At 70.3% G+C, this 26,567-nt stretch carries 25 protein-coding genes and 1 pseudogene; 22 read left to right on the forward strand and 4 right to left on the reverse strand.

Annotated elements, in window-relative coordinates; translation table 11 throughout:
• The first annotated feature begins 33 nt into the window (after positions 1 to 33).
• Positions 34 to 1,626 carry an ABC transporter substrate-binding protein gene (locus HA039_RS27875; RefSeq protein ID WP_167034105.1) on the forward strand — a complete coding sequence of 531 codons (1,593 nt, stop codon included), beginning with the start codon at positions 34 to 36 and terminating at the stop codon, positions 1,624 to 1,626.
• Between the two features lie 27 nt (positions 1,627 to 1,653).
• Here HA039_RS27875 and HA039_RS27880 read toward each other — a convergent pair whose 3' ends face one another.
• Together HA039_RS27880 and HA039_RS27885 are read right to left on the reverse strand one after the other, a co-directional pair.
• A complete protein-coding gene (locus HA039_RS27880) occupies positions 1,654 to 2,325 on the reverse strand; it encodes a response regulator (RefSeq protein ID WP_167034106.1) in 672 nt (223 codons plus the stop codon).
• Positions 2,326 to 2,410: 85 nt separating this feature from the next.
• Positions 2,411 to 3,322 carry a RecB family exonuclease gene (locus HA039_RS27885; RefSeq protein ID WP_167034107.1) on the reverse strand — a complete coding sequence of 304 codons (912 nt, stop codon included), beginning with the start codon at positions 3,320 to 3,322 and terminating at the stop codon, positions 2,411 to 2,413.
• Between the two features lie 75 nt (positions 3,323 to 3,397).
• Here HA039_RS27885 and HA039_RS27890 point away from each other — a divergent pair, with 75 nt between their 5' ends.
• The 3 genes from HA039_RS27890 to HA039_RS27900 all read left to right on the forward strand — a co-directional run bounded on the left by HA039_RS27890 (position 3,398) and on the right by HA039_RS27900 (position 6,402).
• Positions 3,398 to 4,645, forward strand: coding sequence for a site-2 protease family protein (locus HA039_RS27890; protein WP_167034108.1), 1,248 nt, complete (start codon positions 3,398 to 3,400; stop codon positions 4,643 to 4,645).
• A gap of 74 nt (positions 4,646 to 4,719) precedes the next feature.
• Positions 4,720 to 5,625 carry a tRNA (adenine-N1)-methyltransferase gene (locus HA039_RS27895; RefSeq protein WP_167034109.1) on the forward strand — a complete coding sequence of 302 codons (906 nt, stop codon included), beginning with the start codon at positions 4,720 to 4,722 and terminating at the stop codon, positions 5,623 to 5,625.
• Positions 5,626 to 5,808: 183 nt separating this feature from the next.
• Positions 5,809 to 6,402: a hypothetical protein gene (locus tag HA039_RS27900; RefSeq protein ID WP_167034110.1), complete on the forward strand. Its 594-nt coding sequence runs from the start codon at positions 5,809 to 5,811 to the stop codon at positions 6,400 to 6,402.
• 68 nt (positions 6,403 to 6,470) lie between these two features.
• On the opposite strand, the gene HA039_RS27905 is transcribed toward HA039_RS27900, so the two are convergent.
• Positions 6,471 to 6,791 carry a ferredoxin gene (locus HA039_RS27905; protein WP_167034111.1) on the reverse strand — a complete coding sequence of 107 codons (321 nt, stop codon included), beginning with the start codon at positions 6,789 to 6,791 and terminating at the stop codon, positions 6,471 to 6,473.
• 262 nt (positions 6,792 to 7,053) lie between these two features.
• On the opposite strand from HA039_RS27905, the gene arc reads away from it, so the two are divergent.
• From arc to prcA, 6 genes and pseudogenes are all read left to right on the forward strand, one after another.
• On the forward strand, positions 7,054 to 8,820 hold the full coding sequence (arc, locus tag HA039_RS27915) for a proteasome ATPase (protein ID WP_167034112.1): 1,767 nt from the start codon (positions 7,054 to 7,056) through the stop codon (positions 8,818 to 8,820).
• A 250-nt stretch (positions 8,821 to 9,070) separates the two neighbouring features.
• Positions 9,071 to 10,582: a depupylase/deamidase Dop gene (dop, locus tag HA039_RS27920; protein WP_341830039.1), complete on the forward strand. Its 1,512-nt coding sequence runs from the start codon at positions 9,071 to 9,073 to the stop codon at positions 10,580 to 10,582.
• A 136-nt stretch (positions 10,583 to 10,718) separates the two neighbouring features.
• On the forward strand, positions 10,719 to 10,937 hold the full coding sequence (locus HA039_RS27925) for a ubiquitin-like protein Pup (protein WP_167034113.1): 219 nt from the start codon (positions 10,719 to 10,721) through the stop codon (positions 10,935 to 10,937).
• Positions 10,938 to 11,046: 109 nt separating this feature from the next.
• Positions 11,047 to 11,241: pseudogene (locus tag HA039_RS27930) on the forward strand (endonuclease VII domain-containing protein); the annotation flags it as partial.
• Positions 11,193 to 12,038, forward strand: a complete 846-nt coding sequence (prcB, locus tag HA039_RS27935) for a proteasome subunit beta (protein ID WP_167034114.1) — start codon at positions 11,193 to 11,195, stop codon at positions 12,036 to 12,038. The pseudogene HA039_RS27930 and the gene prcB, both read left to right, overlap by 49 nt.
• A gap of 53 nt (positions 12,039 to 12,091) precedes the next feature.
• Entirely contained in the window at positions 12,092 to 12,910 is an 819-nt protein-coding gene (gene prcA / locus HA039_RS27940; RefSeq protein ID WP_167034115.1) for a proteasome subunit alpha, read from the forward strand.
• 67 nt (positions 12,911 to 12,977) lie between these two features.
• Here the strand turns inward: prcA and HA039_RS27945 are convergent, their stop codons facing one another.
• A complete protein-coding gene (locus tag HA039_RS27945; RefSeq protein WP_208298725.1) occupies positions 12,978 to 14,033 on the reverse strand; it encodes a LacI family DNA-binding transcriptional regulator in 1,056 nt (351 codons plus the stop codon).
• Positions 14,034 to 14,159: 126 nt separating this feature from the next.
• On the opposite strand from HA039_RS27945, the gene HA039_RS27950 reads away from it, so the two are divergent.
• From HA039_RS27950 to HA039_RS28005, 12 genes are all read left to right on the forward strand, one after another.
• The gene (locus HA039_RS27950; protein WP_167034117.1) at positions 14,160 to 15,419 is read left to right on the forward strand and encodes an MFS transporter; all 1,260 of its coding nucleotides are present in this window, start codon (positions 14,160 to 14,162) and stop codon (positions 15,417 to 15,419) included.
• 9 nt (positions 15,420 to 15,428) lie between these two features.
• Positions 15,429 to 16,790 carry a Pup--protein ligase gene (pafA, locus tag HA039_RS27955; RefSeq protein ID WP_161312519.1) on the forward strand — a complete coding sequence of 454 codons (1,362 nt, stop codon included), beginning with the start codon at positions 15,429 to 15,431 and terminating at the stop codon, positions 16,788 to 16,790.
• Between the two features lie 172 nt (positions 16,791 to 16,962).
• The gene (locus tag HA039_RS27960) at positions 16,963 to 17,982 is read left to right on the forward strand and encodes an FKBP-type peptidyl-prolyl cis-trans isomerase (protein ID WP_167034118.1); all 1,020 of its coding nucleotides are present in this window, start codon (positions 16,963 to 16,965) and stop codon (positions 17,980 to 17,982) included.
• Between the two features lie 53 nt (positions 17,983 to 18,035).
• Positions 18,036 to 18,407: an FKBP-type peptidyl-prolyl cis-trans isomerase gene (locus HA039_RS27965; RefSeq protein ID WP_167034119.1), complete on the forward strand. Its 372-nt coding sequence runs from the start codon at positions 18,036 to 18,038 to the stop codon at positions 18,405 to 18,407.
• A 131-nt stretch (positions 18,408 to 18,538) separates the two neighbouring features.
• Positions 18,539 to 19,495, forward strand: a complete 957-nt coding sequence (locus tag HA039_RS27970) for a helix-turn-helix transcriptional regulator (RefSeq protein WP_167034120.1) — start codon at positions 18,539 to 18,541, stop codon at positions 19,493 to 19,495.
• A gap of 87 nt (positions 19,496 to 19,582) precedes the next feature.
• On the forward strand, positions 19,583 to 20,539 hold the full coding sequence (locus HA039_RS27975) for a helix-turn-helix transcriptional regulator (protein ID WP_167034121.1): 957 nt from the start codon (positions 19,583 to 19,585) through the stop codon (positions 20,537 to 20,539).
• A 49-nt stretch (positions 20,540 to 20,588) separates the two neighbouring features.
• Positions 20,589 to 20,903, forward strand: a complete 315-nt coding sequence (locus HA039_RS27980; RefSeq protein WP_167034122.1) for a hypothetical protein — start codon at positions 20,589 to 20,591, stop codon at positions 20,901 to 20,903.
• A 10-nt stretch (positions 20,904 to 20,913) separates the two neighbouring features.
• Complete coding sequence (locus tag HA039_RS27985) at positions 20,914 to 21,111, forward strand: hypothetical protein (RefSeq protein WP_167034123.1); 198 nt, start codon at positions 20,914 to 20,916, stop codon at positions 21,109 to 21,111.
• Between the two features lie 216 nt (positions 21,112 to 21,327).
• Positions 21,328 to 21,618 carry a Sec-independent protein translocase subunit TatA gene (gene tatA, locus HA039_RS27990; RefSeq protein ID WP_167034124.1) on the forward strand — a complete coding sequence of 97 codons (291 nt, stop codon included), beginning with the start codon at positions 21,328 to 21,330 and terminating at the stop codon, positions 21,616 to 21,618.
• A 110-nt stretch (positions 21,619 to 21,728) separates the two neighbouring features.
• Positions 21,729 to 22,625 carry a twin-arginine translocase subunit TatC gene (gene tatC / locus HA039_RS27995; protein WP_167037726.1) on the forward strand — a complete coding sequence of 299 codons (897 nt, stop codon included), beginning with the start codon at positions 21,729 to 21,731 and terminating at the stop codon, positions 22,623 to 22,625.
• Positions 22,626 to 22,671: 46 nt separating this feature from the next.
• Positions 22,672 to 23,595 carry a diacylglycerol kinase gene (locus tag HA039_RS28000; RefSeq protein WP_167034125.1) on the forward strand — a complete coding sequence of 308 codons (924 nt, stop codon included), beginning with the start codon at positions 22,672 to 22,674 and terminating at the stop codon, positions 23,593 to 23,595.
• A 45-nt stretch (positions 23,596 to 23,640) separates the two neighbouring features.
• On the forward strand, positions 23,641 to 26,469 hold the full coding sequence (locus tag HA039_RS28005) for a DEAD/DEAH box helicase (protein WP_167034126.1): 2,829 nt from the start codon (positions 23,641 to 23,643) through the stop codon (positions 26,467 to 26,469).
• Positions 26,470 to 26,567 lie beyond the last annotated feature (98 nt).

The following is a 26,567-nucleotide window of genomic DNA, read 5'->3' on the forward strand; positions in this document are numbered from 1 at the left end:
CGCGCGGCCGGCAGAAAGCACGAGGCACGTTCTGTGAAGGCACGCACCGGTAAATGGACCAGCGCTCCGCTCGGAGCGGGGCTCGCGATCGCCCTGCTCGGCGGTTGCGGCACTCAGCAGGACGGGGGAGCGGCCGACACCGGCAAGTCGATCGTCGTCGGCATGTCGGACGACGTCCTCGCCACGGATCCCGCCGCGGGCTACGACCCCGGATCCTGGCTCCTGTTCAACAACGTCTTCCAGTCACTGATGAGCTTCCCCCGGGGCGGCGCCGTCCCCCAGCCGGAAGCCGCGCGGGCCTGCTCCTTCGAGAACGGCAGCACGACCTACCGCTGCACCCTGCGGGACGGCCTCACCTTCAGCAACGGCGACTCCCTCACCTCCGAGGACGTCAAGTTCTCCTTCGAGCGGGCCATCAGGATCGACGACCCCGCCGGGCCCGCGCCGCTGCTGTCCACGATCGGCTCCATCGCCACCCCCGACGCCCGGACCGTGATCTTCCACCTCAAGGTCCCCGACGCCACCTTCCCCAGCAAGATCGCCTCGGGCGCCGGCTCCATCGTCGACCACCGCGCCTACCCCGCCGGCAGCCTGCGCAAGGACGGCAAGGCCGTCGGCTCGGGGCCGTACACCCTCAGCTCGCTCGACGACTCCAAGGCCGTCTTCGGCGTGAACTCCCGCTACCACGGCACCGCCCAGGTCAAGAACTCGGGCATCACGCTGAGCCTCTTCCACGGCAACCAGAAGAAGCTCGCCACCGCCCTGGAGAAGGGTGACATCGATGTCGCGTACCGCGGCCTGACCGCCCCCGACATCGACGCGCTCCAGGACTCCACCGCCGCCTCGAACAAGGGCATCGACGTCGTCGAGGGCAGCAGCGCCGAGGTGCAGGACCTCGTCTTCAACATGGACGACCCCGTCGTCGGACGCCACGGCGTCCGTGAGGCCATCGCCTACCTCGTGGACCGCGACGCCCTCGTCAGCAAGGTCTACCGGTCCACGGCGACCCCGCTCTACTCGATCGTCCCGGCCGGCATCACCGGCCACAACACCGCCTTCTTCGACCTGTACGGGGACAGCCCGCAGCCCGCCAAGGCGAAGCAGGCGCTCCGGGCCGAGGGCATCACCGGCAAGGTGAAACTCACCCTGTGGTCCACGCCCAGCCGCTACGGCCCCGCCACCGACCAGGAGTTCCGGGCCATCGCCGACCAGCTCGACGCGAGCGGCCTGTTCGACGCGACCGTGCGCTCCGTACCGTTCGACCAGTACGAGAAGGGCATCGCCGCCGGCAAGTACGGCGTCTACGTCAAGGGCTGGGTCCCGGACTACCCCGATCCGGACAACTTCACGCAGCCGTTCTTCGGCAAGGACAACGTCCTCCAGAACCACTACGAGAACCCCGACATCACCGACCGGATCATCCCCGAGACCTCCGCCCAGGCCAACCGCGGCGCCACCGAGGGCGACTTCGGGCAACTCCAGGACGACGTGGCCCGCGACCTGCCCATCCTGCCGCTGTGGCAGGGCAAGCAGTACGCGGTCGCCTACGACAACATCTCCGGGCTGGAATGGACGCTCGACGCCTCGACCGTCTTCCGCTTCTGGGAGATCAGCAAGGACGACTGACACCGGCCCGGCGCGCCCCGGGGCCCCTCACTGGGCGCCGGGGCGCACCAGGCCGCTCTCGTACGCGTACACCGCCGCCTGGACCCGGTCCCGCAGCCCCAGCTTCGTCAGTACGTGCCCCACGTGCGTCTTGACCGTCGTCTCGCTGACGAACAGGTCCGCGGCGATCTCCGCGTTCGACAACCCCCGCGCCACCAGCTTCAACACCTCGACCTCGCGGTCCGTCAGCGTGTGCAGCGTGTCCGGCACCGTGTCCTCGCCCGACGGCAGGTGATCCGCGTACTTGTCCAGGAGCCGGCGCGTGACGCTCGGCGCGAGCATCGCCTCACCCGCCGCCACCACCCGGATCGCCTGCACCAGCTCGTTCGCCGGCGCGTCCTTCAGCAGGAACCCGCTCGCCCCCGCCCGCAACGCCTCCACCACGTACTCGTCGAGGTCGAACGTCGTCAGGACCAGCACCTTCGCCGGACCGTCCCGGCCGGGGCCGGTGATCTGCCGGGTCGCCTCCACCCCGTCCATCCGCGGCATCCGGATGTCCATCAGCACCACGTCCGGCTGGAGCGCGCGCACCTGGTCGATGGCCTGAAGACCGTCCCCGGCCTCACCGACGACCGCGATGTCGCCCTCCGCCTCCAGGATCATCCGGAAGCCGGTGCGCAACAGCGGCTGGTCGTCGACCAGTAGGACGCGGACAGTCACGGGATCTCCTTCGATAGACCCGCCCCATTCTGCCCTGACCGCCCCACCCCGACGCCGCCGGTCGTCCGATCCCCCTCGGACCTCCTCAGACGACGGACGGGCTGTCCTCACCCGCCTGCTGCGCGGGCACCTCCGCCGACGGCACCGACAGCGGATACACCGGAGGCGTACCGCCGAATTCCGGACAGATCTCCTGGTGGTCGCACCACCCGCACAGCTTCGTCGGCCGCGGCCGCCAGTCACCCGTCTCCGTCGCCAGCTCGATCGCCTCCCACAGCGCCAGCAGCTTGCGCTCCACCCGCTCCAGGTCCGCCTCCACCGGGTCGTACGTCACGACCTCGCCACTGCCCAGATAGACCAGCTGGAGACGCCGCGGCACCACCCGCTTCAGCCGCCACACCACCAGCGCGTAGAACTTCATCTGGAACAGCGCCCCCTCCGCGTACTCCGGCCGGGGGGCCTTGCCCGTCTTGTAGTCGACGATCCGCACCTCGCCCGTCGGCGCCACGTCCACCCGGTCGATCACCCCGCGCAGCCGCAGCCCCGACTCCAGCTCCGTCTCCACGAACAGCTCACGCTCCGCCGGCTCCAGCCGCGTCGGGTCCTCCAGCGAGAACCACCGCTCCACCAGCTGTTCGGCCTCCGCCAGCCAGCGCGTCAGCCGCTCGCCCTCCGCGTCCCCCGCGAACAACTCACCGAGCTCGGGACGCGACTCCAGCAACCGGTCCCACTGCCCCGGCACCAGCGATCTCGCGCGCGGAGCCGTACGCTCCGCGGCCGGCGCGTCGAACAACCGCTCCAGCACGGCATGCACCAACGTCCCCCGAGTCGCCGCCTCACTGGGCTTCTGCGGCAGTTTGTCGATGACCCGGAAGCGGTAGAGCAAAGGACACTGCATGAAGTCGCTCGCACGGGAAGGCGACAGCGAAGCGGGCGGTCGGCTGCTACTCATGACGCAGACCCTACGGCCCGCCACCGACAGCGAGCGGAATACCATCGACCACAGAGGCCCACGCACCGCATGACCGACCGAGATGCCGCGCGTGACCCGCGCCGCCGACGAAGGGACCCCGTGAAAGAGGACGACGAGAGCGGCGAAAGCCGGCGGCCGCAACCCCGGAAGGGGGACCAGGCACCCGGCGGCAAACCGGCACGCCCCGCCGACCCCGGCGGCGGCATTCTCATGGGCCGTCCCTTCGGCGTACCCGTCTACGTCGCCCCCAGCTGGTTCCTGGTGGCCGCACTGATCACCTGGATCTTCGGCGGGCAGCTCGGCCGCGTCCTGCCCGAGCTCGGCGCCGTCCGCTACGCGATCGCCCTCTTCTTCGCGGTCGCGTTCTACGGCTCCGTCCTCGTCCACGAACTCGCCCACACCGTCGCCGCCCTGCGCTTCAAACTCCCCGTGCGGCGGATCCAGCTCCAGTTCTTCGGCGGCGTCTCCGAGATCGAGAAGGAATCCGAGACCCCCGGCCGCGAGTTCGTCCTCGCCTTCGTGGGCCCCCTCCTCTCCCTCGTCCTCTCCGGGCTCTTCTACCTCGGCCTCCTCGCCGTCGACCCCGGCAGCGTCCCCGGCGTCCTCCTCGCCGGACTGATGATCTCCAACCTCATCGTCGCCGCCTTCAACCTCCTGCCCGGCCTCCCGCTCGACGGCGGCCGCATGCTCCGCGCCGTCGTCTGGAAGATCACCGGCAAACCCATGAGCGGCACCGTCGCCGCCGCCTGGGTCGGCCGCGCCCTCGCCGTCGCCGTCCTCATCGGCCTCCCCCTGCTCACCCAGACCGGCGCCCTCGGCAACGCCAACCGCGACATCGGCGGCTTCGAGACCGTCACCGACGCCCTCCTCGCCGCCGTCCTCGCCGCGATCATCTGGACCGGCGCCGGCAACAGCCTCCGCATGGCACGCCTCCGCGAACACCTCCCCGAACTCCAGGCCCGCGTCCTCACCCGCCGCGCCGTCCCCGTCGAGGCCACCACCCCCCTCTCCGAAGCCCTGCGCCGGGCCAACGAGGCCGGAGCCCGCGCCCTCGTCGTCGTCGACGGCCACGGCGACCCCACCGGAGTCGTCCGCGAGACCGCCATCGTCGGCGTCCCCCAGCACCGCCGCCCCTGGGTCGCCGTCAGCGGCCTCGCCCAGGACCTCAACGAAGGCATGAAGGTCCCCGCCGACCTCGCCGGCGAAGCCCTCCTGGACCGCCTCAGGGCCAGCCCCGCCACCGAGTACCTCGTCGTCGAGGAGACCGGCGAGATCTACGGCGTCCTCTCCACCGCCGACGTGGAACGCGCGTTCGTCGCCGCCATGGCCCGCCCCGAACCCCACTAGCGCCCATCCGCCGGACCGGCCCCCGGGCCGCCCGGCGGACAGAGGCACCGGATAAACCAGCTAGGCTGAACAACATGTCCGAACCGACCGGTGCCGCCCGCCGACGCGGGCCCTTCAAGGTCGGGGACCAGGTCCAGCTCACCGATCCCAAGGGACGCCACTACACCTTCACGCTCGAAGCCGGGAAGAATTTCCACACCCACAAAGGGTCGTTCCCGCACGACGAGCTGATCGGTGCTCCCGAGGGCAGCGTGGTCCGAACCACGGGAAACGTCGCCTACCTCGCGCTGCGCCCCCTGCTCCCCGACTATGTCCTGTCCATGCCCCGCGGCGCCGCCGTGGTCTACCCCAAGGACGCCGGCCAGATCCTGGCCTTCGCCGACATCTTCCCCGGCGCACGCGTCGTCGAGGCCGGTGTGGGCTCCGGCTCCCTCAGCGCGTTCCTGCTGCGGGTCATCGGCGACCAGGGCATGCTCCACTCCTACGAGCGCCGCGAGGACTTCGCCGAGATCGCCCGGCAGAACGTGGAACGCTACTTCGGCGAACCCCACCCCGCCTGGCAGCTGACCGTCGGAGACCTCCAGGACAACCTGTCGGACACGGACGTCGACCGCGTCGTCCTCGACATGCTCGCCCCCTGGGAATGCATCGAGACCGTCTCCAAGGCGCTCGTCCCCGGCGGCATCCTCTGCGCCTACGTCGCCACCACCACCCAGCTCGCCCGCACGGTCGAGACCATCCGGGAATTCGGCACGTTCAACGAACCGGCCGCCTGGGAATCCATGGTCCGCAACTGGCACGTCGAGGGCCTCGCCGTCCGCCCCGACCACCGGATGATCGGCCACACCGGCTTCCTCATCACCGCCCGCCGCCTCGCCGACGGCGTCGAACCGCCCCTGCGCCGCCGACGCCCCGCCAAGGGCGCGTACGGCGACGACTACGACGGCCCCGGCAGCGCCAGCGGCGGCGCCCCGCGCTGACCGCGCACGCCCCGGACCGTCCGCACAACACCACCGCACCGCCGCCCAGTTCCCCCGACCGTCACGGGAACCGGGCGGCGGTTTCTTCGTGTTGGCGATACGGACCCCGCTGTTCCACACCCCTGTGACGTGTGGCACGATGCTGTCTCCCCACCGGTACCGCCCTCACAGGAGACCCTCCGCGTGCAGCTCTCCGACGTCCCGGACCTCGCGCACACCCGCCCCCGGCCGATGCACTGGCTCGCCACGGCGACCGCGATGGCCGGCGTCGTGGCCGTGGCCGGACTCGTCCAGCCGGGCCCCGCGACCGCCTCCCAGGACAGCTCGGGTCCCACCACGACCGCCGCGCCGGGCCACGCCCCCGGGCCCGCCCCCGACCCGGCCGGCGTCACCTTCCCGCTGGACTGCGCCGACGCGGGCACCGTCGTCACCCAGAAGGCCTCCGGCGACCTCGACGGCGACGGGAACCCCGAGACCGTCGCCGCCGTCCGCTGCGTCGCGGGCTCCGGCACCCCGCCCAGCGGCCTCTACGTCCTCACCCGGGCCGGGAAGGACACCACCCGCGCCCGCATCGTGGCCACCCTCGTGGACCCCAAGGAGAAGCAGAGCCTCAGCCCCGGCCTCGCCGTCCGCGACGGCGCCGTCACGGCGACCCTCCTGGGCTACTCGAACCCCGACGTCCCCCGCTGCTGCCCGGACGAGAAGCAGCAGGTCACCTGGAAGTGGCGGAACGGCGCCTTCGTACGCGGTACGGGCCCCGGATCCCAGAGCGTCTGACCCGCCGCCCCGCCACCGCCACCTCGCGGCGACCCCTCACCCTGCGTGACGGGCGGTCCCCGGTCGCGTCACTCCGCGTCAGGGCCGTACACCTCCACCCTGTCCGAAACGCGCCGTACGTGAATGCAGTCGCCGGGGCACTCCTTCGCCGAGTCCACGACGTCACGCAACAGGGTCAGCGGCACCGGAGTCGTCGCTCCCGGTGACTGGAGCAGCTCGTCCCCGTCACTCTTCACATACGCCAGACCGTCGATGTCGAGCTCGAAGACCTCCGGGGCGTACTGGACACAGATCCCGTCCCCGGTGCACAGATCCTGGTCGATCCACACCTCCAAGGGCTCGCGGACCTCGGTGGCGCCTTCGGCGGTGGCCTCCTGCTGCACGATCATCTCTCCTGCCGTTTCCTGCGCCGGGTGGTGCAATATGGAGTAAGTCGCGCCAGCCCTGACGGGTGTTGAACACTCCGACGATACAACCGGCTGCTTTCCGACGGCGCTGGGTGGGTATTGCACTGGCGTGAGGGAGCGTGAAGGAGAGCGCAAGAGTGAAGATCGGACACAGCCGGCAGTCTTTGTGATCTAGGGGTTTCAATCACCACCCACGCAGGTAGGGTCAGGAAGCGTCCAGCTCCCCTTGGAGGAGGTGAGGACCGTGGCAGCCCACGACGACGACATCAACCGCGGTAACCGGCCGGGGCGGGGGTCAGAAGACCCAGCCGGCCAGGTTGCCTATCTCGAGCAGGAAATCGCCGTCCTGCGACGAAAGCTCGCCGACTCTCCGCGGCACACGAGGATTCTCGAAGAGCGGATCGTCGAGTTGCAGACGAACCTGGCGGGTGTGTCCGCGCAGAACGAGCGGCTCGCCAATACGCTCCGTGAGGCCCGCGACCAGATCGTGGCCCTCAAGGAAGAGGTCGACCGGCTCGCACAGCCGCCGGCCGGCTTCGGTGTCTTCCTGCAGGCGAACGAGGACGGAACGGCCGACATCTTCACCGGGGGCCGCAAGCTCCGGGTGAACGTCAGCCCCAGCGTCGAGCTCGAAGAGCTCAGACGCGGCCAGGAACTCATGCTCAACGAGGCCCTCAACGTGGTCGAGGCCATGGCCTACGAGAGCGCCGGCGACATCGTCACCCTCAAGGAGATCCTCGAGGACGGCGAGCGCGCCCTGGTGATCGGCCACACCGACGAGGAACGGGTGGTACGGCTCGCGGAGCCCCTGCTCGACATCAACATCAGGCCCGGCGACGCCCTGCTCCTCGAACCCCGCTCCGGATACGTCTACGAGGTCATCCCCAAGAGCGAGGTCGAAGAGCTCGTCCTCGAAGAGGTCCCCGACGTCGACTACGACAAGATCGGCGGCCTCGGCGGCCAGATCGAAATGATCCGCGACGCCGTCGAGCTCCCGTACCTCCACCCGGACCTCTTCAAGGAACACGAACTGCGGCCCCCGAAGGGCATCCTGCTCTACGGCCCGCCCGGCTGCGGAAAGACCCTCATCGCCAAGGCAGTGGCCAACTCCCTTGCCAAGAAGGTCGCCGAAGTCACCGGCCAGCCCGCGGGGAAGAGCTACTTCCTCAACATCAAGGGCCCCGAACTCCTCAACAAGTACGTCGGCGAGACCGAGCGGCACATCCGCCTCGTCTTCCAGCGCGCCCGCGAGAAGGCCAGCGAGGGCACCCCCGTCATCGTCTTCTTCGACGAGATGGAATCCCTCTTCCGCACCCGCGGATCCGGCGTCAGCTCGGACGTGGAGAACACCATCGTCCCCCAGCTCCTCGCCGAGATCGACGGCGTGGAAGGCCTGGAGAACGTCATCGTCATCGGCGCCTCCAACCGGGAAGACATGATCGACCCCGCGATCCTGCGGCCGGGACGCCTCGATGTGAAGATCAAGATCGAGCGCCCCGACGCGGAGGCCGCGAAGGACATCTTCGCCAAGTACCTCAAGTCCTCGCTGCCCCTCCACGCGGACGATCTCTCCGAGCACCACAATTCCCGCGACGACGCTGTGCACGGCATGATCCAGACCGTGGTCGAACGGATGTACACCGAGTCCGAGGAGAACCGCTTCCTCGAAGTCACGTACGCCAACGGAGACAAGGAAGTCCTCTATTTCAAGGACTTCAACTCCGGCGCCATGATCCAGAACATCGTCGACCGGTCGAAGAAGATGGCCATCAAGGACTTCCTCGACCACAACCAGAAGGGCCTCCGCGTCTCCCACCTCCTCCAGGCCTGCGTGGACGAGTTCAAGGAGAACGAGGACCTGCCCAACACCACCAACCCCGACGACTGGGCCAGGATCTCCGGAAAGAAGGGCGAGCGGATCGTATTCATCCGCACCCTCGTCACCGGAAAACAGGGCGCGGACACCGGACGCTCCATCGACACGGTCGCGAACACCGGCCAATACCTGTAGAAGCGCGGACCGGCTGCGGATGTCCGCGAGGGCATCCGCAGCCGGTTGCTTTCCGCCACCGTTTCCACCGCACCATCCACCACACCAGGCCAATGACGGAAATGATCTCCCCACCAGCGCTCAGGCGTTCTAGGCTCAGTGATACCGCCGAGTCGCGCAGTGCGGGGACGGGCACCGCACGCGCACCGGAGCACCAGCGGTACTTGAGCGCCGCTCCCGGACGGGAGCGACGCCGGGCAAGGAGGGCCGCATGACCGTACGGCGAGTAATGGGCATCGAAACGGAATACGGCATTTCCGTCCCGGGCCACCCGAACGCCAATGCCATGCTCACCTCGTCCCAGATCGTCAACGCCTACGCGGCGGCGATGCACCGGGCGCGCCGCGCCCGCTGGGACTTCGAGGAGGAGAACCCCCTGCGGGACGCACGGGGCTTCGACCTCGCACGGGAGACGGCCGACTCCAGCCAGCTCACCGACGAGGACATCGGCCTGGCGAACGTGATCCTCACCAACGGGGCACGGCTCTACGTCGACCACGCCCACCCCGAATACAGCTCCCCGGAGATCACCAACCCCCGCGACGCCGTCCTCTGGGACAAGGCCGGCGAACGCATCATGGCCGAGGCCGCCGAACGGGCCGCGCAGCTCCCCGGCGCCCAGCCCATCCACCTGTACAAGAACAACACCGACAACAAGGGCGCGTCCTACGGCACCCACGAGAACTACCTGATGAAGCGGGAAACCCCCTTCTCGGACATCGTGCGCCACCTGACGCCCTTCTTCGTCTCCCGGCAGGTCGTCACCGGCGCCGGCCGCGTCGGCATCGGCCAGGACGGCCACGAGCACGGCTTCCAGATCAGCCAGCGCGCCGACTACTTCGAGGTCGAGGTCGGGCTGGAGACCACACTCAAGCGGCCCATCATCAACACCCGCGACGAACCGCACTCCGACGCCGAGAAATACCGCAGACTCCATGTGATCATCGGCGACGCGAACCTGTCGGAGATCTCCACCTACCTCAAGCTGGGCACCACCTCGCTCGTCCTCTCGATGATCGAGGACGGCTTCATCAACGTCGACCTGGCCGTCGACCAGCCGGTCCGTACCCTGCACCAGGTCTCGCACGACCCGACCCTCGCCCGGCTGATCACGCTGCGCAGCGGCCGGACACTCACCGCGGTGCAGCTCCAGATGGAGTACTTCGAGCTGGCCAGGAAGTACACGGAGGAGCGGTACGGCGCCGACGCCGACGAGCAGACCAAGGACATCCTGGTCCGCTGGGAGGACACGCTCAACCGGCTGGAGAACGACCCGATGAGCCTGTCGGGCGAGCTGGACTGGATCACCAAGCGCGAGATCCTGGAGGGCTACCGCCGCCGGGACAACCTGGACTGGGACGCGGCGCGGCTGCACCTCGTGGACCTCCAGTACGCGGACGTACGGCCCGAGAAGGGCCTGTACAACCGCCTGGTGGCCCGCGGCAAGATGACCCGGCTCCTCGACGAGCCGGACGTCGAGCGCGCCAGGACCAAGCCTCCTGAGGACACCAGGGCCTACTTCCGGGGCCGGTGCCTGGAGCAGTACGCGGACGACGTGGCGGCCGCGTCCTGGGACTCGGTCATCTTCGACCTCCCGGGCCGTGACTCACTGCAACGGGTGCCGACGCTGGAACCATTGCGCGGTACACGTAACCACGTGAAGGAGCTGCTGGACCGGTGCCGTACGGCGGAAGACCTGGTCCGGGTGCTGTCCGGAGGCTGAAAAGGCCCCGGGAAGGGAATCATGGGGGTGGCCCCCGGACGTTCCAAGAACTGCGGGGCCGATGTCGGACCCGGCTTGTAGGGTCTGATCAAGAAGGTCACATCGAGCGGGGCGAACCGAGCGGGGTGTGAGGGATATGGCGACCAAGGACACAGGCGGCGGACAGCAGAAGGCGACGCGTTCCACGGAGGAGGTCGAGGAGCAGACACAGGACGCCGCCACGACCGAGGACCTCAAGGAACGACAGGAAAAGCTGTCGGACGACGTGGACTCAGTTCTTGACGAAATTGACGATGTACTCGAAGAGAACGCAGAGGACTTCGTGAGGTCCTTCGTGCAAAAGGGCGGACAGTAGTCACGTACGTGAACGAGGCCGGAAGGGTGCTCCCGCTATGGGGAGCACCTGTCTCGTAGGGCGCTCGAGCCGCTTCACGGCGGAATTGACGACCCGCCCGATCCGTTCAGCTGCTCCGGCAGTTCATGTGGATCACTGTCATGAGACGGGTAGGGTCCGTGGCGTACTGTGCTTCAACTGCAATTCGGCCATCGGTAAGTTGGGAGACGATCCCGACACCTTGCGTCGCGCCATCGCTTATCTGGAGGGAAACGCGTGGAAGCCAACACTCGTAGCACCGGGCGTCTACCAGCTGCCTTCCTGACGCCCGGGTCGTCCTCGTTCATGGATTTCCTGTCCGCGCAGTCGCCGGAGATGCTGCCGGGCCGGCGGTCGCTGCCGCCTCTCCAGGGTGCGATCGAGGCGCCGCACGGGACGACGATCGTCGCGGTGACGTTCCCGGGTGGTGTGGTGCTGGCCGGTGACCGGCGGGCGACCATGGGGAACATGATCGCCCAGCGCGACATCGAGAAGGTCTTCCCGGCCGACGAGTACTCGGCCGTGGGTATCGCGGGCACGGCGGGTCTGGCCGTGGAGATGGTGAAGCTCTTCCAGCTGGAGCTGGAGCACTTCGAGAAGGTCGAGGGGGCCACGCTCTCCCTGGAGGGCAAGGCCAACCGGCTCTCCACGATGATCCGCAGCAATCTGGCCATGGCCATGCAGGGCCTGGCCGTCGTCCCGCTCTTCGCCGGCTACGACGTGGACCGCGGCAAGGGCCGCATCTTCTCGTACGACGTGACGGGCGGCCGCTCGGAGGAGACGGGGTACGCGTCCACCGGGTCCGGCTCCATCTTCGCCCGGGGGGCGATGAAGAAGCTCTTCCACGACGAGCTGACGGAGCAGCAGGCGACGACGCTGGTGATCCAGGCGCTGTACGACGCGGCGGACGACGACTCGGCGACGGGCGGCCCGGACGTGGCCCGCCGGATCTACCCGATCGTCACGGTCATCACGGAGGACGGGTTCCGGAGGCTGAACGACACGGAGTCCGCCGAGATCGCCCGCTCGATCCTGGAGCGTCGCCTGCAACAGCCCGACGGTCCGCGCGCCGCGCTGCTCTGACCGCCACCCCTCTTCTGAACACCATGCCACTGACAGAAAGGGACGGATAGCCGGTGTCGACGCCGTTCTATGTCTCACCCCAGCAGGCGATGGCCGACCGGGCGGAATACGCCAGGAAGGGCATTGCCCGCGGTCGCAGTCTGGTTGTGCTCCAGTACGCCGACGGCATCGTGTTCGTCGGCGAGAACCCGTCCCGGGCGCTGCACAAGTTCAGCGAGATCTACGACCGGATCGGCTTCGCGGCCGCCGGCAAGTACAACGAGTACGAGAATCTGCGGATCGGTGGTGTGCGCTACGCGGATCTGCGTGGCTACACCTATGACCGCGACGACGTGACGGCCCGTGGGCTCGCCAACGTGTACGCGCAGACGCTGGGCACGATCTTCTCCAGTGCCGGTGAGAAGCCGTACGAGGTGGAGCTGGTGGTGGCCGAGGTGGGTGCCACGCCGGACGGTGACCAGATCTACCGGTTGCCGCACGACGGTTCGATCGTGGACGAGCACGGCTCGGTCGCGGTGGGCGGGAACGCGGAGCAGATCAGTACGTTCCTGGATCAGCAGCATCGTGAGGGCATGTCGCTCGCGGAGGCGTTGAAGCTGGCGGTGCAGGCGCTGTCGCGGGACACCAACGGTGGTGAGCGGGAGATTCCGGCCGAGCGGCTGGAGGTGGCGGTCCTGGACCGTGAGCGTCCGCAGGCGCGGAAGTTCAAGCGGGTGGTGGGGCGTCAGCTGGCCCGTCTGCTGGAGGCGGACGGTGCGGCGTCGACCCCGACGGACGCGCCGTCGGACACGGACGACTCGGACACGGGTGCCTCGGGTTCGGGGGAGTCCGGTAAGGGCGGGACGTCGCCGGACAAGGACAGCGACAAGTAGGGGGCGTGGGGCGGGGGCGCCGCGTCCCCGCCGTACCGCACCGGAAGTGTTGTACGCGCCGGAAGCTCTATGCGCCGGGCGGGCCGATCAGTGGCCTGTCCGGCGCTTTGTCGTGCGGCGCGGGGGCGGTGGAGCCGCGGACGACGAGGGAGACGGGGAGGTCGCCGGGTTCGGGGCGGCGGCCGTCGAGGACGGCGAGGAGCGCGGTCATGCCGCGTTCTCCGACCTGTTCGGCGGGGAGGCGCACGGTGGTGAGTTCGGGTTCGACGGCGGTGGCGAGGGCGAGGTCGTCGAAGCCGGTGACGGACACGTCGTGGGGGACGCGCAGGCCGAGGTGGCGTACGGCCTTGCAGGCGCCCGCGGCGAAGATGTCGCCGTCGCAGACGACGGCGGTGGGGCGGGGGCCGGGGGCGGTGAGGGCGCGGAGGGTGGCGTCCTTGGCGGCGGTGACGTCGAAGGGCGCGGTCACGGTGGTGACGGTCGCGTCGGGCTGGTGGCGGACGGCGTCGGCGAGGGCGCGGGCGCGGACGCCGAAGGTCCAGGAGTCGACGGGGGAGGCGAGGTGGAGGAGGCGCCGGTGGCCGAGGCCGAGGAGGTGTGCGGTGACCTGCCGGAAGCCGTCGGCGATGTCGAGGTTGACCTGTGCGGCGGCGCCGGGGGCCGCCGGGTCGCTGTCGAGCATGACGAGGGGGAGTCCGGTGGCGCGGATGGCGTGGAGGGCGTCGGCGGCCATGGAGGAGGCGATGACGCCGTCGAGGGCGGTGCGGGCGGAGCCGAAGGGGTCCTTGGCGGGTCCGATGCCGGCGGGTGAGGGGTAGATGACGACGCCGAAGTCGTGTTCGGCGGCGACGGCGGCGGCGCCGGTGTAGACGCGGGCGAAGAACTCGTTGGTGAGGGCGGGGACGACGAGCAGGGCGGTCCTGGTGCGGCCGAGGCGCAGGCTGCGGGCGGCGAGGTTGGGGGTGTAGCCGAGGGCGCGGGCGGTGTCGCGGACGAGTGCGACGGTCGGGGCGGAGACCCTGCCGCGCCATTTGTCGCCGAGGACGAGCGACACGGTGGCCTGGGAGACGCCCGCGGCGCGGGCCACGTCCCGGCTGGTGGGCCGCGGGGGCTGTGCTGGCATGGCGGACGACCTCGGTGGTGTGGACCTGCGGACTGCGCTCATGGTACGTATGACGTCCACAGGTTATACGTAAAACTCGGTGAGACCGAGCGGGATCCGGCCACGCCGGGCACGAGGGGACGGGACATGGCCGCGGGGTACGCAGACATACTCAAGGCACCGCACGCCGCACGGCTGCTCACGGGCACGCTGGTGGGGCGGCTGCCGAACGCCACGGCCCCCATCGCCATCGTCCTGCTCGTGCGCGCCGCGGGCGGTAGTTACAGCCTGGCGGGCGGCCTGGCGGCGGTGTACGGCATCGCCAACGCGGTCGGCCAGCCGCTGCTGGGCAGGGCGGTGGACCTGTACGGCCAGCCGCGCGTCCAGCTGCCCGCGGCCGTGGTCTCGGCGCTGGGCGCGGTCCTGCTGGTGGCCGCCGGCATCGGGTCGCTGCCCGTCGCGTACGCGGCCGTGGGCGTCGCGGGGCTGGCGACGCCGCCGCTGGAGGGCGGGCTGCGGGCCCTGTGGCCGGGGGTGCTGGGCGCCGAGGAGCGGGTGCACCGGGCGTACGCGATGGACGCGGTGGCGCAGGAGGTGATGTTCACGGTCGGCCCGCTGCTCGTGACGCTGCTGGTCTCGCTGTGGTCGCCGGGCGCCGCGCTGCTGGTCCTGAACGCGGTCGGGGTGCTGGGCGCGCTGTCGGTCGTGGTGTCGGAGCCGTCGCGGGCGTGGCGTTCGGCGCGGCGTGAGGCGCACTGGCTGGGCGCGCTGCGCTCGCCGGGGCTGCTGGCGCTGCTGGGGGCGTTCCTGTTCGTGGGGATCGCGCTGGGCTCGATCACGGTCGCGGGGGTGGCGTACGCGGACGACCACGGCCGGGAGGCGGTGTACACGTGGCTGATGGCGGCGCTGGGGCTGGGGGCGCTGGTGGGCGGCACGGTGTACGGGGCGCGGGAGTGGGCCGGGGCGCCGGAGGGACGGCTGCGGGTGATCGTGGCGCTGCTGGCGCTCGGCTATCTGCCGCTGATCCTCACCCCCGGCGTTCTGACGATGACGGTGTTCGCGGCGGTCGCCGGGCTGTTCCTCGCGCCGGCCATCGCGTGTGCCTTCCTGGTGGTGGACCGGCACGCCCCGCGGGGCACGGTGACGGAGGCGTTCTCGTGGCTCGTCACCACGTTCGGGGTGGGCGCGGCGCTGGGTACGGCGGTGGCGGGACCGGTGGTGGAGTGGGCGGGGACGTCGGCGAGTTTCGCGGTGGCGGGGGCGGGCGGGGCGGCGGCGCTGCTGGTCCTGCTGGCCACGCGGCGGGTGCTCTCGGGGCCCGTACATCCTTCGAATGCCGCGCCCGGGATCGAAAATGATCGAAGCGGGGCGGCCGAACCCGGTTTGGGCTCAGGCCATCAGGCGTAATGTTCAGACATGGACCGCCGCATTTTCGGGCTGGAGAACGAGTACGGCGTCACGTGCACGTTCAGGGGACAGCGCCGACTGTCACCTGACGAAGTGGCGCGCTACCTCTTCCGCCGTGTTGTCTCATGGGGCCGCAGCAGCAATGTCTTTCTGCGGAACGGCGCCCGCCTCTACCTCGATGTCGGTTCGCATCCGGAATACGCGACTCCCGAATGCGACAACGTGACCGAGCTGGTCACCCACGACAAGGCCGGCGAGCGCATTCTCGAAGGCCTGCTCGTCGACGCCGAACGCCGCCTGCACGAGGAGGGGATCGCGGGCGACGTCTATCTCTTCAAGAACAACACCGACTCGGCGGGAAACTCGTACGGGTGCCACGAGAACTATCTCGTCGCCCGTCACGGAGAGTTCTCCCGGCTCGCGGACATCCTCATTCCCTTCCTCGTGACCCGTCAGCTCCTCTGCGGCGCCGGCAAGGTGCTCCAGACGCCGCGCGGGGCGGTCTACTGCGTGAGCCAGCGCGCCGAGCACATCTGGGAGGGCGTCAGTTCCGCGACGACGCGTTCCCGGCCGATCATCAACACCCGTGACGAGCCGCACGCGGACGCGGAGCGCTACCGCCGTCTGCATGTGATCGTCGGCGACTCGAACATGTCCGAGACGACCATGCTGCTGAAGGTCGGGGCCACCGACCTGGTGCTGCGCATGATCGAGGCGGGCACGGTGATGCGTGACCTGACCCTGGAGAACCCGATCCGGGCGATCCGCGAGGTCAGCCACGACATCACGGGCCAGCGCAAGGTGCGCCTGGCGAGCGGCCGGGAGGCCTCGGCGATCGAGGTCCAGCGGGAGTACTACGAGAAGGCCGTGGACTTCGTGGACCGCCGGGGCATCCGCACCGGTGTGGTCGCGCAGGTCCTGGAGCTGTGGGGCCGGACGCTGGACGCGATCGAGGCGGAGGACCTCGACCGGATCGGCACGGAGATCGACTGGGTCATGAAGTACAAGCTGATCGAGCGCTACCGGGCCAAGCACAACATGACCATGTCGAATCCGCGGGTCGCGCAGATAGACCTCGCCTACCACGACATCCACCGCCGGCGGGGTCTGTACTACCTCCTGGAGAAGCGCGGGCAGGCGGCGCGGATCTGCAACGACATGAAGATCTTCGAGGGCAAGTCGGTGCCCCCGCAGACCACCAGGGCGCGGTTGCGCGGCGACTTCATCCGCCGGGCGCAGGAGCAGCGGCGGGACTTCACCGTCGACTGGGTCCACCTCAAGCTCAACGACCAGGCGCAGCGCACGGTGCTGTGCAAGGACCCCTTCCGGTCGGTGGACGACCGGGTGGAGAAGCTCATCGCGGGGATGTGATCCCCGTCCGTACGGGTGTCCGTCGGGGCACTCGTCACGGGTACGCCGGCGCGCCAGGACCCCGGTGGTCCTGGCGCGCCGCCGTGTCGGGCCGGTCGGGAGAGGTTGATAGCAAGGGCACAAGCCGTAGAGTGGCGGGCGTTGCCCTCACCCCCCTAGCCCGGTTGGACTCATGAACCACACGAAGAACAAGCGCCGTCTCGCTGTGGCACTCGCCGTGCCCGCCCTGCTGCTGTCCGCCGTGGCGTGCGGTTCGGACGACAAGAGCAGCGGCGGCGGTGACAACGAGGGCGGGTCGAAGCCCGTGGTCAAGGTGGAGGGGGCGTTCGGGGCCCAGCCCAAGATCACCACCCCGAAGGACGCCAAGCCCTCGGACAAGCTGATCGCGACGACGGTCATCGAGGGCAAGGGCGCGAAGGTCACGAAGGACAACTTCGTCCGCCTGGACTTCGAGGGCCAGACGATGAAGGACGGCCAGAGCCTCGGCGGCAGCTGGTCCGCGCAGGCGCAGGCCCAGACGAAGGGGCCGCGTCCCCAGCTGGTGGCGCAGCTGAACGAGCTGGGTATCCAGCAGAGCAGCCAGCGGATCCCCGCCAAGGTCCTGGAAGCGGTCATCGGGCAGAAGACGGGCAGCCGGGTCGAGGTGGAGGGTACGGCCCAGGCGCTGATCGGCGCGGGTCTCAACCCGCAGTCGGGCATCAAGGCGACCGACGGCCTGGTGTGGGTCGTCGACGTGGTGAACGCGGCGTCGGTGGACGCGAAGGCCGAGGCCAAGGGCACGCAGGCCGCCCCGAAGGCGGGTTTCCCCACGGTGAAGGCGACGTCCCAGAAGGCCGCCACGATCACCATCCCGAAGGGTGAGAAGGCTCCGAAGGAGCTGGAGCAGCAGGTCCTGATCCAGGGGACCGGCCCCGAGGTGAAGGCGGGCGAGGGCCTGATCGGGCAGTACACCGGGGTGAAGTGGGAGGACGGCAAGAAGTTCGACTCGTCCTGGGACCACGGCGGCGCGATCGCCTTCCAGATCGGTACGGGCTCGGTCGTCGCGGGCTGGGACAAGGGCCTGACCGGCAAGCACGTCGGTGACCGGGTCGAGCTGGTCATCCCGCCGAAGGACGGCTACGGCGCCGTGGACGGCAACGAGCTCCAGAAGAACACGCTGGTCTTCGTGGTCGACATCGTCGGCAAGGTCTGACGGCCGTCTGCGAGACTGGCACGGTTTGAGACAGCGTTCCTAGGAGTGAACACGTGAGCATCGAGAAGCCCGAGGTCGACTTCCCGGGCGGCGAGCCCCCGGTCGAGCTGGACATCAAGGAGATCTGGGAAGGCGACGGGGAGGTCGCGAAGGCGGGTGACACCGTCTCCGTCCACTACGTGGGCGTGGCCTTCTCCACGGGCGAGGAGTTCGACTCGTCCTGGAACCGTGGTACGCCGCTGAAGTTCCAGCTCGGTGTGGGACAGGTCATCAAGGGCTGGGACCAGGGCGTGCAGGGCATGCGGGTCGGCGGCCGCCGCCAGCTGATCATCCCGGCGGACCTGGCGTACGGGGACCGGGGCGCCGGCCGGGACATCGGCCCGGGCGAGACGCTGATCTTTGTCTGCGATCTGGTCGCTGTCTGATCACATCAGGACACCCCGAGGGCCCATGCTGACCGGCATGGGCCCTCGGCTTTGCCGCGTCACCCCGTGGCGGTACGGTCAACGGGCGGGCAGCGCACGATCCCGCACGACCGAAGGGGAGCAGAGCGTCGATGGCCATTGCCAAGGCCGAGCGATTGATGAATCTGGCGCTGTGTCTGCTCGGCACGCGCCGCCCCCTCAGCAAACGTGAACTGCGCGGCTCCATCGAGGCGTATCTGGAGGCCGGCACCGACGACGCGTTCAACCGGATGTTCGAGCGCGACAAGGACGACCTGCGCGAGCTGGGCCTGGTCATCGAAACGGTCGAGAACCTCGACGGGGACACCGGCTACCTGGCCCGGCGGGACAGCAACCGGCTGCCGGCGATCACCCTGGACGCCGAGGAGGCCGCGGCGCTGGGCCTGGCGGCCAAGGTGTGGCAGCAGGCACGGCTGGCCGGCGCGGCCAGCGGGGCGCTCCAGAAGCTGCGGGCCGCCGGGATGCCGGAGGCGGAGGACTCGTACGAGGCGCACCACAGCGCCCTGGAGCCGCGCATCCCCGTCCACGAGGCCGCGTTCGAGCCGCTGATGCTGGCCTGCCGTGACCGGCGGCCCGTCGTCTTCGACTACCGCAAGGGCAACGCGGCCGTGGCGGAGACCCGCCAGGTGGAGCCGTGGACGCTGGAGTGCTGGCGCGGGCACTGGTACCTGGCGGGCTGGGACCGGGACCGGGGCGCCGAGCGGGTCTTCCGGCTGTCCAGGATCACCGGCCGGGTCCGCTCCCGCTCCGGGACGTTCGGGGCGCCGGTGCCCGACGTGGTCACCGTGCGGGAGACGGTGGAGAGCTGGGCGGGGGAGACGGCGACCCGGTCGGCGCTCATCAGGCTGCGGGCGGGCGCGGGGTATCCGCTGCGTTCGCGGGCGGTGTCGTCGCGGGCGCTGGGCGACGGCTGGGACGAGCTGGAGATCCCGTACGGTCACGGTCTCGACGCCTGGCTGGTGGAATTCGGCCCGGACGTGGCGGTGGTGGAGCCGGCGGACCTGCGGGCCGACGTCGTGGAGCGGCTGCGCGCCGTGGCCAAGGGTTAGACACGGCCCGGGGCGTCACGGGACCACGGCCCGGTTCGCGGTCCGGGCAAGATCCGATCGACACGGCCTGAGGGGAACTCGTACACCATGGCAGCCAACGCCATCGACCAGACCCGGCGGATGCTCTCGCTGGTGACCTATCTGCGGGAGCGTCCCGGCGCGCATGTCAGTGATGTCGCGCGCGCCTTCGGGATCACCGAGGACGAGTTGATCTCCGACCTCGACGTGCTGCCGATGTGCGGGACGAGTTTCCGCGGCGGCGACCTGCTGGACATCGACACCGACGGCGACCGGATCTGGTGGCACAACCCGGACGACGTGGCGGAGCCGCTGCGGCTCGCGGCGGACGAGGCGACGGCGCTGCTGGTCGCGGCCCGCGCGGTCGCCACCCTGCCGGGGCTGCGCGAGGGCGACCGGCAGGCGCTGCTGCGGGCCACCGCCAAGCTGGAGACGGCGGCGGGGGAGGCGGCGGGGGCCAGTGCGCGGCTGTCCGTCACCTTCGAGTCGGAGGGCGGGGTGTTCGCCGAGGTCGACCGGGCCATCTCGGAGCGGCGGCGGCTGTGGTTGCGTTACTACTCCCCGGCGCGCGACGAGTTGACGGAGCGTGAGGTCGACCCGATCCGGCTGTTCGCGGTCGGGCACACGTACATGGAGGCGTGGTGCCGGCTCTCCGAGGCCCGGCGTACGTTCCGTCTCGACCGGGTGGCCGAGATCAGGCTGCTGGACGCCCCGGCGGCGCCCCCGGAGCTGGAACTGCGGGACCTGTCGGCGGGGCTGGTGCAGCCGTCGGCGGACGATCCCGAGGTGGTCGTGGAGGTGGGGCCCGGTGGCCGGTGGGTGGCCGAGTACTACCCGCACGACAGTGCCGAGGAGTTGCCCGACGGCGGGCTGCGCATCACCCTGCGGACGCCCGCGCCCGCGTCGTTGAGGCGGCTGGCGCTGCGGCTGGGCGGGGACGGCAGGATCGTGTCGCCGCCGGAGCTGGCGGACAGTGCCCGGTCGGCGGCCCGCGAGGCGCTGGCGGCCTACGGGGACGACGTGTAGGCGGGCCGGTACAGGCCGGTGAAGGTCGGAGAAGGAGAGAGAACGAAAGATGTCGGCAATGTCTGAGATGTCCGAACTCTCCATGGTGGGCCCGGTCCTTTTCAAGGCGGCCTGCCCGGAGTGCCGTGCCCGCTTCGAACTCTCCGCGGGCGCGCTGCGCCTGGCGATAGGGGCGAGCCGGCGCACCACGTTCTACTCGTTCGTGTGCCCCGAGTGCGAGGCGGCGGTGCGCAAGCCGGCGGGGGAGCGGATAGTCGAGCTGCTCACGCGCGGCGGCGTACGGACGCTCAGGCTGGCGGCGGCGGTGCCCGAGCCCGGTGGCCCCGGGCCCGCCCTGCCCCGGGAGCCGGCCCCGACGAGCTAGGCTCTGCGGCATGTTCTGGCCCATGCTCGCCATCGCCCTGGGTTTCTGCGGGATCGCCGTGCTCGGCGTCCTGGGGATCCGCGTCTTCCTCGAAGTCCGGCGACTGGGCCGTCAGGTGGCCGCGACGACGGAGCGGATCAACCGCGCGGCGGGGGACCTGGAGGACGCGGCGACGCGCCTGGCGGCGACGGGGGACGCGCTGCGGTGACGATGACCCCCTTCTCGCCGCCTCATTCAGGGGGGTACGCTGCGAAGCGCGGCTCAGGTAGCGGGGTACGGGCCGCGCGTGAGGGCTTCGCGAAGTTTATTCCTGCTGTTTACCCCCTTCGCGTTACGATCGCTCCCGTAACCCGTTGGACGACTGTCCGGCGGTGTTTGACCAGACTCGTCCAAATAATGCCGCCTCGGTGAGAAGGTAAATCTTATGTTCGGAAGGCTCGGAGCCCCCGAGATCATTCTCATCCTTATCGTGGTCGTCCTGCTGTTCGGTGCGAAGAAGCTTCCCGACATGGCGCGTTCCCTGGGCAAGTCCGCGCGCATCCTCAAGAGCGAGGCCAAGGCGATGAAGTCGGAGGGGCAGCCCGTGGCCACCCCCGCCGAGCCGCCGTTCGAGCCCACGCAGGATCAGGTCGTGCCCCGCACGATCCGTGCCGCCCCCGGTGACGTGACCAGTGCGCGCCCCGTGGCCGAGCCGACGGACTCGACGAAGCACTGACACCCGGGCCGAAGCGGGCGCCGTTGTCGGCGGCCGTCCGCCGCACGAGATGAGGACGTGGGTTGCTCAAGTCTGCCCGCCGCAAGCAGGAGCAGGACCCCGAGGGGCGCATGCCGCTGGTGGCTCATCTCCGAGAGCTGCGCAACCGGCTCGCGAAGGGGATGCTGGCCATCGCGATCGTCGCGATCGCCGCCGCCTTCTACAGCGAACCCCTGATGAAGTTCCTCTCCGACCCGGTGCCGCGCTGCCACACCGGACTGGGTGAGGCCACGGGCGGATCCTGTGCGGTGGTGGCCTACACCGACCTGCTGTCGCCGTTCACGACCACCGTCAAGGTGAGTCTCATGGCGGGCGTCATCCTCAGCAGCCCGGTGTGGCTCTACCAGCTGTGGGCGTTCGTCGCCCCGGGACTGCACAAGCACGAGAAGCGGTACACGTACGCGTTCGTCAGTGCGGCCGTCCCGCTGTTCCTGGGCGGCGCCACCCTGGCGTACATCGTCCTGCCGGTCAGCATGAGGGTGCTGCTCGGCATCACCCCGGACGGTTCGTCCAACATCCTGCCGATGGACAAGATCCTCGACTTCAGCGTCAGGATGGTCCTGGTCTTCGGCGCCGCGTTCGAGCTGCCGCTCCTGCTGGTGATGCTCAACTTCACCGGCCTGGTGACCGGCAAGCGGATGGCGGGCTGGTGGCGGATCGTGGTCATGGGCGTCTTCGTGTTCGGCGCCGTCGCCACCCCCACGACCGACCCGGTCGGCATGCTGGCGCTGTCCGTGCCGATCATCATCCTGTACTTCCTCGCGGTCGCGGTCTCGATGCTCAACGACCGGCGCAGGAAGCGGAAGGACCCGGACGCCGAGCTGGACGACGACGAGGCGTCGGATCTCGACCTGGTCCCCGAGAGCGTCGGCGAGATCGAGAGGGTCAGCGCCTCCCGGGCCCTGCCCGCCCAGTCCGACGGCGGCCGGTCCTCGCACCGGGTCAACGGATACGACGACGTCACGTGAGACCGGCCGCCCCGCTCCGCGGGCGGTCCGGGCCGCGGGGGCGGCCGTGACCGGGGAGATCACCCTCCTCGTCCCTCCCACCGCGCAACGCGGCCGGGGCGCGCACGCCGCGCGGCCGGCCGCTTCCGCGTTCCGGGCCGCCGGCCTCTCCGTCACCACCGTCACCGGCACCGACCCCGCCGACACCCTGCGGCGGGCCCGGGCCGCCGTCGCGGCCGGGACGCGCGCGCTGATCGCCGTCGGCGGCGACGGCACGGTCTCCCTCGCCCTCCAGGCCGTCGCCGGCACGGCCACCCCGCTCGGGGTCGTCGCCGTTGGCACCGGCAACGACTTCGCCAGGACCCTCGGACTGCCCGTCCGCGACCCGGCCGCCGCCGGGCGCCTCGCCGCCGACGCGTTCGCGCGGGACGGCGGGTCGCCCGTCGACCTGGGGAGGGCGGGCGGGACCTGGTTCGGCACCGTCCTGGCCACCGGCTTCGACTCCCGGGTCAACGAGCGGGGCAACCGGATGCGGTGGCCGCGCGGGCGCGCCCGGTACGACCTCGCGATGCTCGCCGAACTGGCCGCCTTCCGGCCCGTCCCGTACCGCCTGACCCTGGACGACGGCGCCGAGCGGGAGATCGAGGCCACGCTCGTGGCCGTGGGCAACGGCTCCTCGTACGGCGGCGGCATGCGCGTCTGCGCCGGCGCGCGGACCGACGACGGCCTCCTCGACGTGACGGTCGTCGGACGCTGCTCCCGTACGACCCTGCTCACCGTCTTCCCCCGCGTCTACCGCGGCACCCACCTCGGCCACCCCGCCGTCACCGTCCACCGCGCCGCCCGGGTGACGCTGGCCGCGCCCGGGCTCACCGGCTGGGCGGACGGGGAACGGCTCGGCCCGCTGCCGCTCACCGCCGTCTGCGTGCCGGGCGCGGTACGGGTCCTGGGCGCTCGGAGCACGCGCGAGGCGCATTCCAAGGACGGATAAAGATCGGGCTGACTGTCAGAGGTGACGGGTAGGCTCGTCAACAAGATGACAGAGGACCTCTCCCCAGCCGAGCGGTACGCCGCTTCCCGGATCCGCGCCGCCGAGCAGGCCACGGCGCTCGCCCCCTTCCGTGAGATGTACGACTTCGGGCTGGACCCGTTCCAGATCGAGGCCTGCGAGGCACTGGAAGCCGGAAAGGGCGTGCTCGTCGCGGCGCCCACCGGGTCGGGCAAGACCATCGTCGGCGAGTTCGCCGTCCACCTGGCCCTGGCCGAGGGCCGCAAGTGTTTCTACACCACGCCGATCAAGGCGCTGTCCAACCAGAAGTACGCCGACCTGTGCAAGCGCTACGGCGCCGACAAGGTGGGCCTGCTGACCGGGGACAACAGCGTCAATTCGGACGCGCCCGTGGTCGTGATGACCACGGAAGTCCTGCGGAACATGCTGTACGCGGGCTCGCAGTCGCTGCTCGGCCTCGGCTATGTCGTGATGGACGAGGTGCACTACCTCTCCGACCGCTTCCGGGGCGCCGTCTGGGAAGAGGTGATCATCCACCTCCCCGAGTCGGTCACGCTGGTCTCGCTGTCGGCGACGGTGTCGAACGCGGAGGAGTTCGGCGACTGGCTGGACACCGTCCGCGGCGACACCCAGGTGATCGTCTCCGAGCACCGCCCCGTGCCGCTGTGGCAGCACGTGATGGCCGGCCGCCGGATGTACGACCTGTTCGAGGAGGAGAGCGACCACGGCGGCCGGGGCGTCGCCAAGCGGGAGACCAACCCCGACCTGGTCCGGCTGGCCCGGATGGAGAACCAGCGGACGTACAACCCGCGCGACCGCCGCCGTGGCAAGATGGTCCGCGAGGCCGACCGGGAGCGCGAGCGCAGACAGCGCAGCCGGATCTGGACGCCCTCACGGCCCGAGGTCATCGAGCGGCTGGCGGCCGAGGGCCTGCTCCCCGCGATCACGTTCATCTTCAGCCGCGCCGCGTGCGAGGCCGCCGTACAGCAGTGCATGTTCGCCGGGCTGCGGCTCAACAACGACGAGCAGCGGCAGCGGGTCCGCGAGATCGTCGAGGAGCGCACGGCCTCCATCCCGGGCGAGGACCTGCACGTCCTCGGGTACTACGAGTGGCTGGAGGGCCTGGAGCGGGGCATCGCCGCCCACCACGCGGGCATGCTGCCGACCTTCAAGGAGGTCGTCGAGGAGCTGTTCGTGAAGGGCCTGGTCAAGGCGGTCTTCGCCACCGAGACGCTGGCCCTGGGCATCAACATGCCCGCGCGGTCCGTGGTCCTGGAGAAGCTCGTCAAGTGGAACGGCGAGCAGCACGCCGACATCACCCCCGGCGAGTACACCCAGCTGACCGGCCGCGCCGGGCGGCGGGGCATCGACGTCGAGGGCCACGCCGTGGTGCTCTGGCAGCGCGGCATGGACCCGGGCGCGCTCGCCGGCCTGGCCGGGACCAGGACGTATCCGCTGCGCTCCAGCTTCCGCCCGTCGTACAACATGGCGGTGAACCTCACCCAGCAGTTCGGCAGGCACCGCTCGCGCGAGCTGCTGGAGACGTCCTTCGCGCAGTTCCAGGCCGACAAGTCGGTCGTCGGGATCTCCCGGCAGGTGCAGAAGAACGAGGAGGGACTCGACGGCTACAAGGCGGGCATGACCTGCCACCTCGGGGACTTCGAGGAGTACGCTCGGCTGCGCCGCGACCTCAAGGACCGCGAGACGGACCTCGCCAAGCAGGGCGCCGCCCAGCGCAGGGCCGCCGCCGCGTCCTCGCTGGAGCGGCTCAAGCCCGGCGATGTCATCCACGTGCCGACGGGGAAGTTCGCCGGCCTCGCGCTGGTCCTCGACCCGGGCGTGCCGGCCGGGCGGTCCAACGGCCACCGCGGGATGGAGTACCAGGACGGGCCGCGCCCGCTGGTCCTCACCGCCGAGCGGCAGGTCAAGCGGCTGGCGTCGATGGACTTCCCGGTGCCCGTGGAGGTGCTGGAGCGGATGCGGATCCCGAAGTCGTTCAACGCGCGCGCCCCGCAGTCCCGCCGTGACCTCGCCTCCGCGCTGCGCTCGAAGGCCGGTCACATCGTGCCCGAGCGGCACCGCAGGGAGCGGGCCGCCGCCGCGGACGACCGGGAGATCGCCCGGCTCCGCACGGAGCTGCGCGCCCACCCGTGCCACGGGTGCGACGAGCGGGAGGACCACGCGCGCTGGGCCGAGCGGTACCACCGGCTCCAGCGGGACACCCGCCAGCTGGAGAACCGGATCGAGGGCCGCACCAACACCATCGCCCGGACGTTCGACCGGATCGTGGCGCTCCTCACCGAGCTGGACTACCTGCGCGGCGACGAGGTCACGCAGCACGGCAAGCGGCTGGCCAGGCTCTACGGCGAGCTGGACCTCCTCGCGAGCGAATGCCTGCGGGAAGGCGTCTGGGAGGGCCTCGGCCCGGCCGAGCTGGCGGCGTGCGTCTCGGCGCTGGTGTACGAGTCGCGGCAGGCCGACGACGCGGGGCCGCCCAAGGTCCCGGCGGGCGACGCGAAGGCGGCGCTCGGCGAGATGGTCCGCATCTGGGGGCGGCTCGACGCCCTGGAGGAGGACTTCAAGATCAACCAGGCGGAGGGGGTCGGGCAGCGGGAGCCCGATCTCGGCTTCGCGTGGGCGGTCCACCGGTGGGCCTCCGGCAAGGGCCTGGACGAGGTGCTGCGCGACGCGGAGATGCCGGCCGGCGACTTCGTCCGCTGGTGCAAGCAGGTCATCGACGTGCTCGGCCAGGTCGCGGCGGCGGCGCCCCGGGAGAACAGCACGGTCGCGAAGAACGCCCGCAAGGCGGTGGACGCGGTGCTGCGCGGAGTGGTGGCGTACAGCTCGGTGGGGTGAGCCCGGCCGCCTGGGACTGCCTCGGCCGCCCCCCGGATCCATGTGACGTTTGTCCCATGGGTCCGGAGGGCGGCCTTTGTCGCGCGCCGGGGCTTTCG

Source organism: Streptomyces liangshanensis (assembly GCF_011694815.1).
GTDB lineage: Bacteria > Actinomycetota > Actinomycetes > Streptomycetales > Streptomycetaceae > Streptomyces > Streptomyces liangshanensis.